The sequence below is a fragment of the Paenibacillus sp. SC116 genome, assembly GCF_024733555.1.
Lineage (GTDB): Bacteria > Bacillota > Bacilli > Paenibacillales > Paenibacillaceae > Paenibacillus_B.
The window spans coordinates 2111118-2125824 of the sequence record NZ_JANIOF010000001.1; the positions used below are offsets into that span (position 1 = coordinate 2111118).

Here is a 14707-nt window from a genome sequence, read left to right on the forward strand (position 1 = left end):
TATATACAAGTCCATTTTAAAAAAGGGCAAAGATCAACTGCTCGTAACCATACTAGTTTCAGCAATATAGCCTGTGTCTCTATGTACTCATTACTCGTTCCACATAGTACTTCTCAATACTGTTAATCGCTGCTTGATGCTCTTTATCCCACACCAAGCTTATTTCAAAAGTACCCAGTTGAAAAAACAAGGGAAAACGACTTCGAAACCAATCTTGCATCGGCAGCTCAAGTGCCTTATCCTTTTCAATCCATAGCAGTTCACCTTCTGGCGGATGCTCTAATAACTCTCCTTCAAAGGAAGTAGCTAAATAGTTGAACACCATTGATCGCAATCCTGTCTCAGGCTCACAATATTCTGCTAATCCTTTGTAAATGATGTCCGTTACAATTAGCCCCGTTTCTTCTCTTACTTCCCGTATTGCACCATCTACGATGCTCTCCGGATAGTCAACCTTGCCGCCAGGAGCTATATATCCTGGAAACCCACGTTTCGTTGGGCGGTTTATTAAAAGAACTTTATCGTCTTTCTCGATCATACACATCGTGTACAGTTCATGATTTACCTTCATGCACGAATCTCCTCTATAATCTTATCCACTCATCCTCATAATCCTCTACGATTCCACGCTCGTCCACTTTTAAAATAGCTGTATATCCACTTTCGATAGAGCGATATCGATACGTTGCATGATTTATTCTAGTATATTCTTGTTTCAATGGTTGAACATCAAATTCAGGAAAGCGAACCCAAGCTGTAATAACCTCAGCCGACTCACCAACTGCTAATTGTAAGCGCCGAATTGGTAGTATATTGGTAGATGGAGTTATACCAATATCAATATCTTTAGCATCAGATACCCCTTCCATGACTTGCCCATCCCTTGTCCAACAACCATTCCCATCACGTGAAATTATCACTGTATTGCTCATGGACTCGTTCCGGTAATACAAATGCACTTCTTCGGTACTTCCCGTTTGATCACAATTCACAGTGTACTCTACAAAATACCGTTCTCCTTCGTGCACACGAATCACTTTCCCTGTAATTTCAATCGATGACTCCAGTTCTAAACTGCAATATTCCATACCATTATCCAGCAATTGATTCCATACTGCGATATGCTTCATAGCTGTCAGCTCCTGTTCATTTCATTCCTTAAGTAGACGTCTATTGGTTCATGCACGATTAGTAGAATTTACTACTGCCTTTGCTCAGGCTTAGGTAGCTGCTATCTTCTCATTTTTGTCTATTGATTGATTTTGGACAAATCTGCATTTAAAATTAACCCTTTAACGATGGACAAGGGGCTATTACGACAATTGTGCAGTTATTTTCGCTCAATTTTCCGTTTTAGGCCTATTTCTCCTAAAAAGCCTGCACTTTTGTCGCAAATGTTCTAAATCATGCATGTTCCAGCAAAAATAACTGCACTTTTGCGCATATCCAAATTACAGGGTTGGAGAAACCTCCACCGCCCATTGCAATAATTTGCTTCATCTTATTCCTCACCTAGTCGATATGGAATTTTGCCTTCTTGCTGTTTGCTCTTATTTGTTATCTATCAAGTTAGCAGTAATCTTTCATACCGCACTCAAATGCTTCTGGATCATTGTTATCCACCCCATGCAGGGCTTCCTGCAAAGCAAATGTACTGCGATAAAAACGAACACGCTCTGAAATATCCTCGCCGTCTGGATACAACCGAATGCATTCCTCATAGAACTCTTCTCCGTAGCCAGCAAGGATACCAGCTAAGTCATAGGCAGGATCACCTAATCCAGAACCGCCGAAGTCGATAATTCCCGATATCGCACACGCATCTGCATCCCATAAAATATTGCCTGTACCAAAATCCCCATGAATAAGCGTTTGCTTAACGGCATGATTTTTCTCGTTATCTAAGAAGACTCTGAAGTTGTGAGTAACCTTCTCTTTCGCATCATTCCTCATATAGGAGAATAATTTTTTCTCAATACTTTCATATAATTGTTCGACCATTTCAAGTATTGATTTTCTTTCTTGTTTAAAAATAGGTTCAATAAGCTCTCCTTTAGTTCCATGCAGCTCTATAAGGAAGGTTACAAGTTGAGAGGCAATCCGATGCCGCGCTTCTTTATCTTGTACACGATCTAATTCTTCTTTCCAGAAAGGTGCTCCAGCAATAAGTCGGTATCCCGTAAATACTTGACCAGGAACCATCGAGTCAAAGGATACATACTTCGGTACAGGAATAGGGAGGGGAGTTTGGTGGCAAATAGCCTCTAGCAGTTCCGTCTCTCTTTTCAACTGTCGGATGCCTTCTTCATATTTAGGAAAGCGAAATACGAGTGAGTTGTTAATGATGACAACATCGTTGTTTTGCCCGATCGTATTCGGCTCAATATGCTCAATAACTAACTCAGGATACTTCTGTTCAATTAACTTCTTATATGAGGCAATCATCGGCATACTCCTTGTCCAACATGTATTTTCTTTCCGAATTTCCGAAAAAAATCTTGCCGAGATATCGATCCATTCTACTTCGTTCAACATTATTTTTTTCGTTTCGATAAAAGAACTTTTAATCTAGCAATAAATAACGACAATATTTTTTTAATCCTTATACTATCATAAAGAAAGGAGGTATATGGAAATTGTTAATATAAATTAATATCTTCAATGTAGAAAGGATGTTAGGTATATGGGTTTAGTCATTGAGGCCGATTCTGGTCATGTAGCAGAGCGTGTACTGCTTCCCGGCGACCCGCTAAGAGCCAAATATATTGCTGAGTCGTTTCTAGATGATGTCATTTGTTACAACGAAATACGCGGAATGCTTGGCTTTACAGGATTGTACAAAGGCCATCGAATCTCTGTGCAAGGCACTGGAATGGGCATCCCCTCTATCTCTGCTTATGCCTATGAGTTAATTCATGATTATCATGTCAAAAAGCTGATTCGCGTTGGCACCTGCGGCACGATTCAGCACGATATTAGTGTTAAAGATATTATAATCGCTATGTCCGCAAGCACCGACTCCAACTTCAACTATCCAACGTTTTCAAATTTCCACTTTTCCCCCACCGCCAATTTCAATCTGTTAAAAAGAGCTGTTGATATGAGTCTTGAGCACAATCTTTCCGTCAAAGTAGGGAGTGTGCTGACAACCGACCTGCTATACACAGGGAGTCCAGATACTAATAAACTATTCGCAGAGCACGGTGTATTAGCTGTAGAAATGGAGACGGCTGCCTTATATACGATTGCTGCAAAGTATGGTGTACAAGCGTTATCCGTATTGACCGTTAGTGACCATATTTTCAAAGATGAAGCGATTAGTCTGCTGGACAGGCAAAATTGCGTGGATAATATGATTAAACTCGCCTTGGATACCATAATCGAATCCTAATATTTTCAATTAAATAGGAGATATGTACGTATGGAAAAACCTTATGACTTAATCGTATGCGATCTTGATGGCACACTACTAAATAATAAGAAGCAGGTAAGCCCATATACGATACAGGTGCTAGAACAACTACGTCAGCACGTCCACATTGTCTTCGCTACAGCCCGCGCTCCAAGAGATATCCAGCATTTTATACAGACACTGTCCTTAGATACACCTAGTATTTGCTACAACGGAGCTATGGTGTTTTGCAATAAAAGCAGCACTCCTCTCGTTTCCTTTGATATCGCTAAAGAGACAGCTAATCAATTAATAACCGAGTTAAAAGACTTCAAAGATGTCAGCAATATTCTCGTAGAGAAAAACGATCAATTTTGGGTCGATTGCATTGACGATGATGTGACGAAATGGATTGAAATGGGCTGCGAACCGCATGCGATGGGCTATCCATCCGCCTTTTTTCAAGAATCCGTAGCGAAAATTATGGCAAGGGGGGAATGCTCCAGCATCATTCAACATGTACAAGAAAACTATACAGACCTCATCCACACCTTCTCAGATTCCAAAAAAGTTTGGGTCGAATTTTTGCATCAACAGGCAGGTAAAGAACGAGCATTGGACTGGTTAGCTGCACATTTAGGGATACCGATAGAGCGTACGATAGCGTTCGGTGATGCAGACAATGACATGCTGTTATTGAAACGAGCAGGCTTAGGTGTTGCGATGGGAAATGCCTCAAGTGATGTAAAAGAGATTGCGGATTATGTCACTGCTTCAAATGAGGAAGATGGTGTTGCTAAATTGCTTGATCAAATCTATCAATTAAATTAGGAGCTGATTATTTATGTATCAAACGGGCCGATTGCACACATGTGGGAAATCAAAGACGATTCATTACTCTGCTGAGAAGGATAACCAATTCGTCGTTTCCTTTTTAGACAGTGCCACCTCGTACACATATAAAAAAAATGCGTTGGTTCAAGGAACAGGCATTCAACGCTGCAGCATTTCTTCCTTTTTATTCAGATTACTAGAAAGCAAAGGGATTAGAACACACTATATAGATAACAATGATCACGGGCAAATGCTAGTTAAGCCCCTTGAGATGATTAAGCTTGAAGTCATTGCGCGCAACTTCGCTGCTGGTTCCATCGTAAGAAACTACCCCATTCAACATGGTCATCCTTTCAACCCTCCTATACTCAAGCTCGATATGAAATTCGGCAACGACCCCATGTTAAATTCAGACTATATACTAGCATTCAAAATTGCGACGGAAAAAGAAATCAAAGTGATTCGTGAACTGGCCTTTGAGGTCAACGCCATTTTAAGTTCCGTGTTCAAAGAAAGCGGCTTGCTGCTCGTAGATTTTAAATTCGAGGTAGGACGACTGGAAAATGGAGACATTATTGTAGGCGACGAAATTTCACCGGACGGAATGCGCCTATGGGATAGTGAAACATTAGAGTCGATTGATAAAGATGTGTTTCGATTTGGAACAGGAGATCTCTTTGAAAAATATCAAGAAGTATCTTCTAGACTAATGGAGGAATTGGTATGAGTATCGCTAGCTATATTCAGCATACCATCGAATTCAATGAACAAAACAGTGCATACATTTTAGATATCGATAAAAGTCCCGTTATATACGCGAACCACGGAGATCATATTTTAGTTGAAACGATGAATGCTTTTTCCAAAGAAACAGATACTGGCGAAGAGCTGAATCAAGTCATAAACAAAGGTTATCATCACCCATTTACAGGCCCCATCTACATTAACCACGTTCAGCCTGGCATGACGGTTGCGGTAAAAATCGAAAACATTGAACTTTCAGCTTTTGGATATACTTGCATCTCAAGATCTTCAGGCGTATTAAAAGGACTCTTTCAAGGACGAAATTATAAAAAGCTATTTCTACAAACAGGCATGATAGACTTTGAAAATATGAACCTTCAAACCATCCCGTCTCTTGGCGGGATTGGATTAGCTGATCCTTCTGGAACTCGAAATGGGGCTACATGCCCGCATGGCGGCAACTTGGATTTCCGACAAATGGTTGCAGGCTCCGTTGTTTATTTGCCAGCTGCTGTTGAAGGCGGATTGCTGTACATGGGCGATCTGCATGCAAGGCAAGGAGATGGAGAGCTTTCGGGCATTGCGCTAGAAGCCTCTGGCCGAGTACATGTTTCGCTGAGCATGTTGTCCCGGAGCATTCCTTGTCCGATCATTCATAGTTCAGATCATATTTTGATAGCGGGATACGGGGATACGTTCGAAGATGCTGCAAAAATGGCGGTATCAATGGCAGTATCTATCGTTGCCCATGCAAAACAACTGCAAGACGTCGATGCCTATATTTTGCTTGGATTTTCAGCACACCTGATTATAGGGCACTTTACGGGCAGAATTAAAAGCGCTGCCGTTCAAATCCCTCATGAAGTTTTGAAGATTGAAGATATATTTGGTGTAGAAACGGTATTGTAAGTTGGATAAAATAGATGAAGGTGGGACCGTTGCAATGACTAAAATAGTTGTAATTACGGGAGCGAATCGTGGAATTGGCTACGGTATTGCACAATCCTTAGCGGAAGCAGGCTACAAGGTGATCGCGCTTAACCGGACCTTATGCGGAGCAGACTGGATGGAAGAAATACATTGCGATCTTACAAACCAAGATGAAGTATCCAACGCCATTGACTATGTAGTGAAAACCTACCAAACGATCGATATACTAGTGAACAACGCTGGCATTCGCAGATACTCTCCGATTGAGGAAATTTCTGATGCCGATTGGAACGACAGTCTTTTAACGAATGTTACCGCTCCATTATGGCTTATTAGAAAATGCACAAAAATGTTATCCTTATCAAATGGATTCATGGTGTTTGTAGGGAGCCAAGCAGCGGAATACCCATTTGAGGAAGGAGTTGCTTACAGCACGACGAAGGCCGCTTTTCTAGCCATGTCCAAAATAGCGATTCAAGATTTGCGTTACAAAAACATTCGAGTCTGTTACTTGTCCCTAGGCGCTGTAGCAAACAGACCTAAAGAAAATGATGAATGGAAAATTAGACCGAGCGATGTTGGGCAATTGGTCGTATCCTTAGCCAGCCTGTCACCAAGAGTAATGCCTACTTATGTAGAACTTAGACCTTCCGTCCCTAGCTCATCGCATATTCCTAACATGAATTCCCTCCAAAATATATAAACGACTGCTTCCACTTACCTCTTCAGAAACTGCACACTTACACGCAACTCAAATGAAACTCAAGTAAACCTACTCACATTCTGATTTAACGAAAGGATCATCGCAATTGAATACACGCTTACTATTATTAACGATTGGTGCATTCGCAATCGGAACAGACAGCTATATAGTGGCTGGTATATTACTAGATATCGCTAATGATATGAGCATTTCTATTTCTGCGGTAGGCCAATTAGTAACGGTTTTTGCTTTGACGATAGCGATTACTGCGCCAATGTTGACGACCCTAACTGCCAAAATGAGCCCTGCTAAAATTTTATTTTGGACCATGCTTCTATTTTCAGTGGGAAATCTAATTTCATTTTTATCGAACAGCTTTGCTATGCTATTTATTTCAAGAATTATCGCGGCAGTTGGCGCAGCTCTGTACTTTCCTATTGCTACAACGATGGCTGCGCAACTAGCTGCTCCAGGCAAACAAGGCAAAGCGATCTCTATTGTTTCCTCTGGTTTAACAATCGCAATTACGCTAGGTGTTCCGATTGGAACATGGCTAGGAAATATGTTTAATTGGAGAGTTGCCTTCCTGATCATTGCAATCGTAGGCTTCATCGTATGTATCTTAACTACCTTTATGATTCCTAAAATAAAACAAACGAAGGACAATGTATCAGCCAAAGATCAAATTCCTCCACTTAAGAAAGTAAACGTGTTCTTTTTAATGACAGCTATCCTCTTTATTACGACGGGAAGCTTTGCTGTATACACCTATATTGACCCTATTCTACAAGCAATCGGAGATTTTAATGTTATCGGATTAAGTTCTATGCTAGCCTTGTTTGGCGCTTCTTCCATTATTGGCGTCTGGCTCGGTGGGTATTTAAATGACAAAATAGGCAGTCTCCCTACCATTTACTTGACTATCGCCATTAAAATAATGTCTTTATTCGCATTCTCTTTCATTATGATGTACGATTTTTCATCCAATGTTGTTCTAGCAGCTTTGGCGACCATTAGTTGGGGCATAACAGCATGGATGCTTAATCCGCCGCTGCTAAATTATTTAATCACGATATCGCCTAAGTCTCCGTCCCTCTTGCTTGCATTGAATTCTACATTCAGCTATTTAGGCACAAGTGCGGGCTCCGCATTAGGTGGCTTTGTCATTGATAATGATGCCATTAAAATACTTGGATTGGTATGCGGGCTATGCCAATTGATTGCTTTGCTTATTATTTTAGTGACCGCTAAAGTTCAAAAAAGACAAGCATTAGCCCAACAATTAGAGGTATAATGGATAAAGCTGTTAATTACACCCTGTACAGGCATCCATCTTTGGGAGGGAATCGATATGAAACTGCTAATTAAAGACGTAACAATCGTCACCATGCTGGATGATGATCAGCCATTTAGAGGAGATATTTTAATAGAAGACGATAAAATCAAGGAAATAAGCAGTCATGTGCAAGAACAGGCAGACAAAGTCATTCAAGGGAATGGAAAAGTTGCTATGCCTGGTCTTATTAACGCTCATCAACATACCCCTATGAGTCTATTAAAAGGCTTCTCAGATGATCTTAAATTAATGGATTGGTTGGACAAAAAGATGCTTCCAGCCGAGAACAATATGACTCCAGAAGATATATATTGGGGTTGTAAGCTGTCCATGGCTGAAATGATCAAATCAGGTACAACCGCATTTGCAGATATGTACGTACATATGAACGAAATTGCACAAGCTATAGATGAAGTCGGCATGCGAGCATCATTGACGAGAGGTTTGGTCTTCTTTGAAGATGATAAAGGTCGAAGAATGCGGGAAGCAATGGAGCTTATTGATCGTTGGCACGGCGCCGCGGAAGGAAGAATCACCACGATGTTTGGTCCACATGCTCCCTATACTTGCCCTCCTGAACCATTAAAAGAAGTCATTCGTCTAGCAGAAGACAAGAAATTACCGATTCATATTCACCTAGCCGAAACAAAAGAAGAGATTGTTAAAATAAGAGATAAATACAATCAAACGCCTACAGAGTACTTGTACAACCTTGGATTGTTCGAAAAATCACATGTATTACTAGCACATGCTGTTCATTTAACTCGCAAAGATATCAGTTATTTGGTGGGCATGCGCGGAGGCGTAGCTCATAACCCAGTAAGTAACTTGAAATTAGGTTGCGGCATTGCTCCGATCGTTGAAATGCTGAATCGTGGAATTAATGTAGGACTAGGGACAGATGGAGCAGGAAGTGCTACCACTCTAGATATGTTTGAAGAAATCAAGACTGCTACTTGGCTGCAAAAATTAGATTATGGCGATCCTACACAAGTACCTGCTAAGAAAGCTATCCAACTGGCTACCAAAAATAGCGCGACTTTGCTTAACATCGATAAAGAAGTCGGCACACTTGAAGTTGGTAAAAAGGCGGATCTTATATTAATCGATATAAACAAACCTCATTTAATGCCACATCATAACATTGAGTCACTAATCGCTTATAGTGTCAATGGTGGAGATGTGGATACGACGATCGTAAACGGAAAAGTACTTATGGAGAACCGTCAGCTCCTGACGATGGATGAAGAGGAACTTCTTCAACAAGCAGCAGTACGTGCGAAGCGAATTGTAGAAGGAATTTAATATAAAAAATATACTAGGCCCGCAGCTCATTCCGATTATTCTTAACTGGATTGCTGCGGGTCTAGTTTATTGGAGTGTAAACGACAATGAATGAGAGGATTGATTAGGAGGATTTATTTATGAATATGAGTGTAGAGCTCGTGAAGAGATTAGTTTCAGAACAGTTCCCTCAATGGGGAGAATTGATAATAGAACCTGTTAAAAATGGTGGACATGATAATCGCACCTTCCATTTAGGAAATAGTATGACTGTTAGATTGCCTAGTGGAAAGGAATATGAACCTCAAGTGAAAAAAGAAGCAACATGGTTGCCTATTCTAGCTAAAAGCTTATCACTTACAATTATAAGGATAAAAGAGTACAGGATAACGCAAGAGCTACTCTTCACATTATTTTAGGAGACGAATAAGTAAATAACAAATACGTATAGTTGCTCACGACGATGACAAATGATAGGCTATTAGCTAGCACTGAATTGCCATATTAGTAAGGGAGTTCACTCATGACGATTATACACAAACGGAAATTTATCATCTGGCTAGTTCTCACAATGGTATGGATGGGGGTTATTTTTTATAAGTCCTCAGAGCCCTACACGGATCAGGATTTACGCCCAGCCTTTGCATCCTTGATCGAGGCAGAGACGCTGCAGAAGTATATACCGGAGCTTTCTTTTTATTACGACAATCAACTTATAACATGGGAAAAGCCTTACGACTTTGTTGAGTTTTTTATTCGTAAAGCTGCGCATGTCTTCTCCTTTGCGCTATTATGCTTCTTCTCTATCAAGACGCTCTACGCGACATCAATGAAAGATTGGGCAGCAATCGGCCTTGGTGGATTATTTTCATTCCTCTACGCTTGTTCAGACGAGTGGCATCAATCCTTTGTCGTCGGACGCACTGGACATATTGAGGATGTCATGGTCGACTCCATCGGAATTGTACTTATCGTACTCGCCATGAGTGTTCGTGCTTGGCGACGCTGGTCTAACAGCTGATTCGTACGTGTAGTACCCACCCATACGACAATGAAAGCTATCCACAGCCCGGTACTTCATACCGCTGCGGATAGCTTTCGGCGCATCATCTTCTCTTTTTAACTCCTGCCCTTGCTAAAGTGACATCTGTCCCTCTTCATAATAAGTCCGTTTTGACTTATCAAAGATATGGAAACTCAACACAATCGCAACAACAATTGACACGACCGAGAAAATAATCGTAACGAGCTGCAAATCAAACCATTCTGCCAATGTTCCCAATGCAAACGTAGCCATAATTTGCACGATACTTTGAAACATCCCCTCGATACTGCCAAAGCGTCCCATAATGGAAGTCGGTACATTGTTCTGATAAAAAGTCGCATAACCGGTATTGGAGAAAGACATAAAGAATCCAAGTAAGATAAAGCTTATCGTAGCGAACCAAAATCCTGACGCACTGTAGAACATCGTATAACCAATCGTTGTGAACAACATCCCCACCGCTATGTACGTTTGAAGCGAGAATCGCTTCACCACAATGGCCGAAGCTGATGCACCTAGTAGAGCACCTATGCCAGCCACACTGACAATGACACCATACAACTGATCATTCAGGTGCAAATTCTGTTTTATAAACGTTACTTCTTGCGAATCGAGCGCAAAGAAGATCATAATTGCAATTTGATACAGCAAATATATTTTTACAAAGTAGCGCGAACGCAGCATAAATTGCTGTACGAGCTTCCAATCCTCTATGATTACTTTCAGGCGAATCGGTTCCCGCTTCTCTACATTCTCATCGCTAACATCAGGCAACCTGCCTATAAGGAATGCACAGATGAGAAAGCTAATCGCATTGATGATAACGCACCAACCTGTGCCAATCATGATAATAAGCACACCTGCGATTGCAGGCCCGAGCAAAAAGGAGCCTGAGTTCATCATGCTCATAATAGAATTAAATCGTCTGCGCTCTTCTGGCACAACAATCTTCGTAATATAAAAAGTTGAGCTCGGTCCAAAAAAGGCGGAGGCGATACTGCATACAAATACAATCGCGTATACAGCCCATATCGATGTCATCAGTGGAATGAGGAAGATAAGCAACCCTCGAATCACATCCGCAGCGATCATAATCCTTCGCTTATTCATACGGTCAATGACTGACCCTGCCCATAAATTCGTAAACAGCTTTGCAATCGGACCAATCATATATAAGCCCGCTACAGCAGCTGCTGAGTTCGTCATGTTCAATACAAGAATGTTCAAAGCAATCAAATAAATCCAGTTGCCAAAGTACGAAACCCCGATTCCCCCGAGCAGCAGCGAATACTGCCTCCACCTGCCTATCCCCTCATCCACAACAATCTCCCCTTATATAAGTTACCGATCTCACTTCCACTACCATGCTAGAAAAACGAAGGGAAACCGACAGATTATGTCGAATTAAAAATGAATAAATGATACTATTTTCATATAACAATTGAACTACTTCAATGCATGTAATTCATATAGATCTAATTGATATGTATATGGAAAGGAAGATACAAAAATGATTATCGGCATCGATCTCGGAACTACTTTCTCGGCCGTCGCTTATGTGGATAAAGATGGAATTCCGATTATTATATCAAACCGCGAAGGCGAACGAACATCCCCGTCCGTTATTTTATTTGAACAATCTGTGCCAGTTGCTGGGAGTAAAGCAACGAAAGATGCTGGCAAAATAGCTGGTTTGAACATCGTAAAAATATTAAACGAGCCTACTGCAGCCGCTCTAGCATACAGAGTCTCCCAGCAATCCAAAGATCAATATGTAATCAAAGCACTCATTCCAAAAGAGAGTCTGTTCTATCAAGGATCAGGCTCTCTTTCCTTTTTACGATAATCCTTCTACAACTATCCCCTGTAACTTCCTCTCGATACATACATTGAAGTTACGTTTTCAGCGCTGTTTCTTGCGGAGGATACTAGACACAAGAGCTATATGAGATGATACAATTACCCTTATAGATTGTACAATTTGAGAAGAGGGTGATGTTATCCATACTCATTTGCTTAGTAGAAGAAGTCATTTCAATTGCTACAAAATTGAACTTGCTCTCGTTTTACTTGCCGGCGGGTATGAGACAGCACATCTATTTTATAGTGCCTATGAGAGCACAAATGCGATTAACCAAGAGCTGCTAATAGAAAAAAAAGGTTTCTGGCTCTTCCATATGGACTGTTTGAATGATAGCGATCTAACCCAAATAGGTGCAGCGTTTATAGATTTCGAAGGCTCTTCAGCTGCTGAGGCAGCCCAATATATTGAATCGAATTTACAGACTGGCAATGTTGTGTTCACAGGAATCAAGCCAAAATATTTTCCCGAGCTGCACTTCATGGATGCTGAATCGACCCATTATATCATCATCGAGCAATTTACAAATACCCAACACACCATACTAAATGATGTCAAAAACATTGTTAGTAAATCGTACACAGCAGACTTTGTATTACAAGCCATACGTGATTCGAATTATCCACTGTTCTCCCTACAAACCAAACATATTGCACTCTCAACTGAAACGATAGCTGAATTTCGAAATCGAGCAAGGCAAGCTATTTTACATAACGATGATGATTCTAGACTATTTGATCACATATTAGAAATGGTAAGGGGTCTGCCACAAGCTCCGATAGGGGCGGCAAAAGAAATGTTCAATTCTCTTGGCCAAGTATTTATCATGCTCAGTGGATCACGTTATGTGTTCTCTTGCTATATAGAGCTTCAACCTGTCCCCGCTTATGTCGTAGACTTGTTAAGGCACTGCTCTGATCAAGCGGAAACCATTAAAAACATAATCATAAAAAAAGATATTCAATTGAAAAACACCAATCATCCGCTCCAACTCGATCAACTTATAGAGAAAATAGAAATGCTACGTGATTATGAACTAATAACATTGCTGGCTTTAAAAAAAGAATTGGCAAATGTATAAGTACAATTCATACAGCATGCGGCTTTCGTAGTAAATATCTATATATTCGGTGAAGTCTACTTCACCAAAAGGATGGTTGTGATGGTGAATCCAATTGAATTTTTGACGGAGCTAAGAAATTCTGACAAGTATATTACCGATATTTACACAAAAGGAAGCTGCTATAAATTATTTAGAATTTTGAAATTAATATATCCTCACTCCATGCCTTACAAATGCGGAAATGAAAATGACTATTATCATGTAATCACATCCATCGACAATGTTTTCTATGATATAAATGGAGCCGTTGATCCACTTCAATATGATTCTATCGTTCCTATGCTGCTCGAAGATCAGGAAGAATTTGAATGGTATTCCTACAGTCGAATGTGGTACATTCCTGATTGCGAGGAGTGCCCTGTCATGAGCACAGCTGCTGCGCATCAAAATAAGCCAGATGAATGCTAACGTTGTTTTGAATACCAATTAAATTCTCAAGTACCCCTACAATAGAGTGCACGGATTGTCGGATCGATGCACATCATTCCTGCTATTCTAAAACCAAGAAGGAGGTGGGAATATGGATAGTCTCGAAAGGTTTAATCTTGCCTTGCAGTACGTCGAAAAACATCTTGATGCTGAGATCGACTATGCAGAAATAGCGCGGATTGCTCTTTGCTCTGAATATCATTTTAAACGGATGTTCTCATTTCTGGCTGGTGTCACACTCTCGGAGTACATCCGGCGCAGACGACTTACGCTCGCAGCATTTGATCTCACTACTAGCAACGTACGAATTATAGATTTAGCTGTAAAATACGGCTACAGTTCGGCAGATTCTTTCACTAGAGCGTTCCACAGCTTGCATGAAATAACACCGTCAGAAGCGAAACAAAACGGCCACTCCCTAAAAGCATACCCACCCATGACCTTCCAACTTTCGATTCAAGGAGGAAATGAAATGAATTATCGGGTAGTTGAGAAAGAAGCGTTTCGCATTGTAGGGATTAGCAAGCGAGTACCTTTAATTTATAACGGTGTTAATCCAGAAATTGCGGCCATGTGGAAAAGCTTAGATGAAGAACTGATTCGCACGCTGAAGCAGCTGTCCGATGTCGAACCGTCAGGGTTGATCAGCGCATCAACCAACTTTTCCGAAGGACGCCAAGAGCACGGCGAACTGGATCACTATATCGGAGTAGCTACAACGAAAAATTGTCCTGACAACCTAACTCAGCTTGAGGTATCTGCTTCTACATGGGCGGTATTTACCGCAGTTGGACCGTTCCCTGATACGCTGCAAAATGTGTGGGGGCGCATTTATTCAGAATGGTTCCCTAGCTCTAGCTACCAGCTTGCCGAGGGACCAGAAATTCTCTGGAATGAAAGTAAAGATGTAACTTCACCAACATTTAAGAGTGAGATATGGATTCCGGTATTAAAAAAATAATCGCTGTTAACAAAAAAAGCGCATGTCTAGGTCATCAGCGACCAGGGCATGCGTTTTTGATATTAC

At 40.9% G+C, this 14707-nt stretch carries 16 protein-coding genes and 1 pseudogene; 13 read left to right on the forward strand and 4 right to left on the reverse strand.

Features of this window, described 5'->3' with window-relative positions; translation table 11 throughout:
- Positions 1-79 precede the first annotated feature (79 nt).
- From NQ117_RS09130 to NQ117_RS09140, 3 genes are all read right to left on the reverse strand, one after another.
- Complete coding sequence (locus NQ117_RS09130) at positions 80-571, reverse strand: 8-oxo-dGTP diphosphatase (RefSeq protein WP_258277648.1); 492 nt, start codon at positions 569-571, stop codon at positions 80-82.
- Positions 572-584: 13 nt separating this feature from the next.
- A complete protein-coding gene (locus NQ117_RS09135; RefSeq protein WP_258277649.1) occupies positions 585-1130 on the reverse strand; it encodes a putative glycolipid-binding domain-containing protein in 546 nt (181 codons plus the stop codon).
- 439 nt (positions 1131-1569) lie between these two features.
- Positions 1570-2445, reverse strand: coding sequence for a phosphotransferase family protein (locus NQ117_RS09140; RefSeq protein WP_258277650.1), 876 nt, complete (start codon positions 2443-2445; stop codon positions 1570-1572).
- A gap of 238 nt (positions 2446-2683) precedes the next feature.
- On the opposite strand from NQ117_RS09140, the gene deoD reads away from it, so the two are divergent.
- The 9 genes and pseudogenes from deoD (at position 2684) to NQ117_RS09185 (ending at position 10243) form a co-directional block, all read left to right on the forward strand.
- Positions 2684-3391: a purine-nucleoside phosphorylase gene (gene deoD, locus NQ117_RS09145; protein ID WP_258277651.1), complete on the forward strand. Its 708-nt coding sequence runs from the start codon at positions 2684-2686 to the stop codon at positions 3389-3391.
- Between the two features lie 30 nt (positions 3392-3421).
- A complete protein-coding gene (locus tag NQ117_RS09150) occupies positions 3422-4222 on the forward strand; it encodes a Cof-type HAD-IIB family hydrolase (protein ID WP_258277652.1) in 801 nt (266 codons plus the stop codon).
- A gap of 13 nt (positions 4223-4235) precedes the next feature.
- Positions 4236-4952, forward strand: coding sequence for a phosphoribosylaminoimidazolesuccinocarboxamide synthase (locus NQ117_RS09155; protein ID WP_258277653.1), 717 nt, complete (start codon positions 4236-4238; stop codon positions 4950-4952).
- Complete coding sequence (locus tag NQ117_RS09160) at positions 4949-5878, forward strand: acetamidase/formamidase family protein (RefSeq protein ID WP_258277654.1); 930 nt, start codon at positions 4949-4951, stop codon at positions 5876-5878. The genes NQ117_RS09155 and NQ117_RS09160 overlap by 4 nt, the downstream gene beginning before the upstream one ends.
- A 34-nt stretch (positions 5879-5912) precedes the next feature.
- Positions 5913-6602: an SDR family NAD(P)-dependent oxidoreductase gene (locus NQ117_RS09165; RefSeq protein WP_258277655.1), complete on the forward strand. Its 690-nt coding sequence runs from the start codon at positions 5913-5915 to the stop codon at positions 6600-6602.
- A gap of 106 nt (positions 6603-6708) precedes the next feature.
- Positions 6709-7896 (forward strand): MFS transporter, encoded by a 1188-nt coding sequence (locus NQ117_RS09170; RefSeq protein WP_258277656.1) that lies wholly within the window; start codon positions 6709-6711, stop codon positions 7894-7896.
- A gap of 57 nt (positions 7897-7953) precedes the next feature.
- Entirely contained in the window at positions 7954-9243 is a 1290-nt protein-coding gene (locus tag NQ117_RS09175; RefSeq protein WP_258277657.1) for an amidohydrolase, read from the forward strand.
- 119 nt (positions 9244-9362) lie between these two features.
- Positions 9363-9587 (forward strand): annotated as a pseudogene (locus tag NQ117_RS09180) (aminoglycoside phosphotransferase family protein); the annotation flags it as partial.
- Positions 9588-9745: 158 nt separating this feature from the next.
- Positions 9746-10243, forward strand: a complete 498-nt coding sequence (locus NQ117_RS09185) for a VanZ family protein (RefSeq protein WP_258277658.1) — start codon at positions 9746-9748, stop codon at positions 10241-10243.
- Positions 10244-10357: 114 nt separating this feature from the next.
- On the opposite strand, the gene NQ117_RS09190 is transcribed toward NQ117_RS09185, so the two are convergent.
- Positions 10358-11587, reverse strand: coding sequence for an MFS transporter (locus NQ117_RS09190; RefSeq protein ID WP_258277659.1), 1230 nt, complete (start codon positions 11585-11587; stop codon positions 10358-10360).
- A gap of 190 nt (positions 11588-11777) precedes the next feature.
- On the opposite strand from NQ117_RS09190, the gene NQ117_RS09195 reads away from it, so the two are divergent.
- The 4 genes from NQ117_RS09195 to NQ117_RS09210 all read left to right on the forward strand — a co-directional run bounded on the left by NQ117_RS09195 (position 11778) and on the right by NQ117_RS09210 (position 14641).
- Complete coding sequence (locus NQ117_RS09195; protein WP_258277660.1) at positions 11778-12113, forward strand: Hsp70 family protein; 336 nt, start codon at positions 11778-11780, stop codon at positions 12111-12113.
- A 340-nt stretch (positions 12114-12453) separates the two neighbouring features.
- Positions 12454-13209: a hypothetical protein gene (locus NQ117_RS09200; protein WP_258277661.1), complete on the forward strand. Its 756-nt coding sequence runs from the start codon at positions 12454-12456 to the stop codon at positions 13207-13209.
- 81 nt (positions 13210-13290) lie between these two features.
- Positions 13291-13659, forward strand: a complete 369-nt coding sequence (locus NQ117_RS09205) for a hypothetical protein (RefSeq protein WP_258277662.1) — start codon at positions 13291-13293, stop codon at positions 13657-13659.
- A gap of 112 nt (positions 13660-13771) precedes the next feature.
- Positions 13772-14641: an AraC family transcriptional regulator gene (locus NQ117_RS09210; RefSeq protein WP_258277663.1), complete on the forward strand. Its 870-nt coding sequence runs from the start codon at positions 13772-13774 to the stop codon at positions 14639-14641.
- Positions 14642-14707 lie beyond the last annotated feature (66 nt).

Excerpts from the sequence above, each read along its gene's own strand:
- NQ117_RS09195 (WP_258277660.1), top strand. The coding sequence starts at position 11,778 with ATGATTATCGGCATCGATCTCGGAACTACTTTCTCGGCCGTCGCTTAT.
- NQ117_RS09160 (WP_258277654.1), top strand. The coding sequence starts at position 4,949 with ATGAGTATCGCTAGCTATATTCAGCATACCATCGAATTCAATGAACAA.
- NQ117_RS09155 (WP_258277653.1), top strand. The coding sequence starts at position 4,236 with ATGTATCAAACGGGCCGATTGCACACATGTGGGAAATCAAAGACGATT.
- NQ117_RS09140 (WP_258277650.1), bottom strand. The coding sequence starts at position 2,445 with ATGATTGCCTCATATAAGAAGTTAATTGAACAGAAGTATCCTGAGTTA.
- NQ117_RS09130 (WP_258277648.1), bottom strand. The coding sequence starts at position 571 with ATGAAGGTAAATCATGAACTGTACACGATGTGTATGATCGAGAAAGAC.
- NQ117_RS09165 (WP_258277655.1), top strand. The coding sequence starts at position 5,913 with ATGACTAAAATAGTTGTAATTACGGGAGCGAATCGTGGAATTGGCTAC.
- NQ117_RS09150 (WP_258277652.1), top strand. The coding sequence starts at position 3,422 with ATGGAAAAACCTTATGACTTAATCGTATGCGATCTTGATGGCACACTA.
- deoD (WP_258277651.1), top strand. The coding sequence starts at position 2,684 with ATGGGTTTAGTCATTGAGGCCGATTCTGGTCATGTAGCAGAGCGTGTA.
- NQ117_RS09185 (WP_258277658.1), top strand. The coding sequence starts at position 9,746 with ATGACGATTATACACAAACGGAAATTTATCATCTGGCTAGTTCTCACA.
- NQ117_RS09175 (WP_258277657.1), top strand. The coding sequence starts at position 7,954 with ATGAAACTGCTAATTAAAGACGTAACAATCGTCACCATGCTGGATGAT.
- NQ117_RS09205 (WP_258277662.1), top strand. The coding sequence starts at position 13,291 with ATGGTGAATCCAATTGAATTTTTGACGGAGCTAAGAAATTCTGACAAG.
- NQ117_RS09210 (WP_258277663.1), top strand. The coding sequence starts at position 13,772 with ATGGATAGTCTCGAAAGGTTTAATCTTGCCTTGCAGTACGTCGAAAAA.
- NQ117_RS09135 (WP_258277649.1), bottom strand. The coding sequence starts at position 1,130 with ATGAAGCATATCGCAGTATGGAATCAATTGCTGGATAATGGTATGGAA.